The sequence below is a fragment of the Hydrogenovibrio sp. genome (genome assembly GCF_049975065.1).
Lineage (GTDB): Bacteria > Pseudomonadota > Gammaproteobacteria > Thiomicrospirales > Thiomicrospiraceae > Hydrogenovibrio.
Genome location: NZ_JBNGDN010000049.1, coordinates 11,028 through 14,534 on the forward strand (window position 1 = coordinate 11,028; position 3,507 = coordinate 14,534).

Here is a 3,507-nt window from a genome sequence, read left to right on the forward strand (position 1 = left end):
GTCTTCGTGTCTTCGTGGTTCAAATCGCTCCGTGTCTCTGCGTCTCTGTGGTTAAAAAACGATCTGACCAGGCCTGGCAAATAGCTTGTTACGGCGTCATGAGGCGGACTTCGATGCGTTCCAGCCATTTCACTTGACGGGCACCGGTTCGGGTGTCGTTAGTCGGCATCAGCGCAAATTGACCCGATTCCTGTCCGAGGGCTTGGCCGTTTTTGGCGTAGTAAATCAGCACTCGGTCGCCTTGGGGCTGGTTGAAAATCTCGCCCCAGGAAAAGGTGACCCAGTAGTCGTCGGTGCCATAGGCCAAAATAGCCACTTTGCGCAGGTCTTTGCCTTTGGGAACCTTCAGGCCGACGTGTTCGAGTAAGGTTTTTAACGGAACGCCGCTCAAACTTTCCATATGGCCTTTGTTGGCTCCGCTCTGGCACAGAACGGGAATGTCTTTGAGGTGTGATCCCGCCAGTTGTTTCAGCTGTCCCAGCGTGAACTGCTGCTCAGCCTGCACCGCACCGAAGACGCTCAGGTGTTGGCTCATTCGCTGGCTGTCGGCTTGTGCGGAACCGATCAGTAGGAGGCTAAACAGAATGACGAACAGCCGATCAATCTTTTTTGGGTGCCAGAAGCGGATCATTCGGTTGGCGGGATGTGGCGGACGTCGGGTTTGAGTGTGTATGCGGTTCATTGGGTTTCTCGATGGCTTTAGATCGGAAAATTCATAAATTAGGCTCCATCTCGCTTATTCTTTGATTTTTCTAGAAATAGTTACTCAGTCGGTCGTAATCGTGGATACGACACGGCCTTCAGAAATTTCTCTGTGAAACCCAAGTTCTGCGCGACCCTAGCGTAAATTTATGAGCAATCCGGTTAGAATGAATAGGTTTCATTATGTATAAATATACATACCGTTCTGCATTAAAGCATTTCGCCGTTCATTAGGCAAGGGGTTGTGCCTTGAACTGGTTGGTGTTTTTTGTGCGTTGGGGTTATGGTTCGAGCAGTGGGTCGGTTTTCGGTGGCGGTTGCTTGGCTTGCGAGGCCTGGTATTCTTTCAGCACTTTACGAGCGATTTCCTGCCCCCAGGCCTGGCCGGCTTGCATGGATTCTCGGGCGATTTTCGGCTGCACTTTTAGGAGTTTCTGGCCAGTGGGGGTGGCGTAGAATTCGTTGATTTTCTGTACATCTTCATCGGTGAGGTATTTTTGATAGATGGGAATGATCAGGGCGTTGATCTGATCGGGGCTGACTTGTTTCATAAAGGTTTGCCAAAAATCCTCCGGTGCTTCCGGTGCCAGCTTTTTCAGCATGGGAATCATCTGCTGCACGATTTGGCGTGACATTTGTGTCGAGCCGGTGGTCTCCATCAATTGTTTGACACTGGCGGCGGATGCAGGCTGGGCACTATCAGCCAGAGCATGATTTGTCATAAAGGCCAGAAGCAGGCAGACGATTGAAAGTTGTTTTTTCATGTGTTTTATCCAAACCCTGTAAAACATCATCTTACCCGCCAGAAACGCTGTGGGCAAGGAGAATGAGGGCGCTTTAAAAAAGAGTGATCATAAAGTTTTGTTATGACCTGAAAATTTATTTTTGTTAAAAAAGTATTGAGTCATCGGATATAAGCATGTTCTAATAGGAACCGTTATTTCTTTAGGTATATAACGAATCGGTTTTACTCAAATTCATTGAAGGCCGTTTTGGTTCCCCATTCAGCTTTTGGGACAAAACGGTTTTTTTAACGGATTCGATATGTACAAAAGTAAATCTAGCTCGAATATTTCATGCGTTCTGGAATCTTCGGGTTGCCCCCTATTTTTGAGATTGAAAGGAACTGTCGGGTTATGACGTATAGCAAACACATGAAATTGATTCTGGCAATGGCGAGTGTTATGGCGCATCCAGCGCAAGCTGATGAAGCGAAAAAAACATCCGGAGCAGACGTTTTTACGCTGGGTAAAATTCAAGTCTCGGCTCAAGCGGAAGCGTCGAATCCTGTGAATGTGGTGACACCACAGGATATGCGTCAGCACGCCCACACGGATGTGGGTGAGGCGATTAAGAATGTCCCAGGTGTGGTCTTGGTGCAGGGCGGTCGCCGTGCGGAAAGTCAGGCGAATATTCGTGGGTTTGATTCGCGCCAGATTACCTTGAATCTGGATGGGATGCCGATTTATGTGCCTTATGATGGCAATATTGATTTGAGTCGTTATCTGACGGCCGATTTGAGCCGAATCGAGGTGTCGAAAAGTTTGGGGTCTCTGTTGGAAGGGCCAAATAATATGGGCGGCTCCATCAATCTGGTGACTCGACGCCCGAGCCGAGCGTTGGAAGTGGAAGCGGATATGGGCGTGGAAGCAGGCAAGGACGGCCTGTTCAAAAACGCTCAGAATATTCAAATCGGCACCGGCGGTGGCAAGATGTATCTGATCGGGGGCTTGTCACGCCTGGAAGCGAGCGACTATCCCTTGTCCGATGATTATGATCCCATTGAATATAAGCCGGGCGATGTGGTACAGGGCAAAGGCAGTCGGGATCGTTCCGGTACCGACAGCGCGACGGGCAACCTTAAAGTGGGCTACATGCCGAATGCGACGGATGAATACACCTTGAGCTACTACCAAACGCAAAGTGACAAACAGTCGCCCCCTTATGCCGGGTCTTCTGACACCGGGCAGCGGGTACGTTATTGGGATTGGCCGCAATGGAATCAGGAAAGCCTGTATTACGTTGGTCATACGCAATTGGGTGATGGCTATGTGAAGTCTCGTTTATTTTATGATCAGTTCAACAATAAGTTGACTTCGTATGACGATGATCGTTATCAAACGGTCACCAAGCGTTATGCCTTCCGCTCGCAATACGATGACCAGACCATGGGCGGGAGCCTGGAAGGTGGATTGCCGGTTGAAAATCACGACCTGAAGGCGAACTTTCAGATGAAGTTTGACGAGCACCGTGAACGCGATCTGGCCAGTGATAACTCGCCGCCGGATTTCGATGAAAGCTGGCGTACCTATCAAAGCCATATCTATTCCCTGGGCTTGGAAGACACCATTGCGTTGACCGAAAAAGCCAATTTAACCTTAGGTTATCGTCGTGACGAATTCGAAATGACCAAAACGGATGACGGCGATCCGAATAATGATCCGGACGGCACCCAAGGCAAGGATAATTTCCAAATTAAAGGGGATTACAGCATTCAAGGACAAACGCTGTTTGCCGGGGTGTCATTGAAGTCGCGTTTCCCGACGATGAAAGAAATGTTTTCCTATCGTCTGGGCAGTGGGCTGCCGAACATGGATTTGAAGGCCGAACAGGCCACGCATTATGAAATTGGGGCGAAAGGGCGCTTGAGTCGTGTGAGCTACCAAGCCAATGTGTTTTATTCCGATATTACCGATGCCATCGAGTATGTCACCATTCAAAGCACCGAATGCGGTGGATCCACCTGTAATCAAAATCAGAATGTGGGCACCGGTAGCACCAAGGGGGTGGAGCTGCAGTTGAATA

General features: G+C 49.3%; 3 protein-coding genes. 1 reads left to right on the top strand and 2 read right to left on the bottom strand.

The genetic code is table 11. The annotated features are described in order from the left end of the window. Positions 1–88: 88 nt before the first annotated feature. Positions 89–682 carry a molybdopterin-dependent oxidoreductase gene (locus ACP5D0_RS06920; protein WP_472364932.1) on the bottom strand — a complete coding sequence of 198 codons (594 nt, stop codon included), beginning with the start codon at positions 680–682 and terminating at the stop codon, positions 89–91. A gap of 301 nt (positions 683–983) precedes the next feature. Beyond that, on the bottom strand, positions 984–1,466 hold the full coding sequence (locus ACP5D0_RS06925; protein ID WP_472364933.1) for a DUF2059 domain-containing protein: 483 nt from the start codon (positions 1,464–1,466) through the stop codon (positions 984–986). Between the two features lie 372 nt (positions 1,467–1,838). On the opposite strand from ACP5D0_RS06925, the gene ACP5D0_RS06930 reads away from it, so the two are divergent. Further along, on the top strand, positions 1,839–3,507 hold a 1,669-nt coding region (locus ACP5D0_RS06930), incomplete at its 3' end, for a TonB-dependent receptor plug domain-containing protein (protein WP_472364934.1).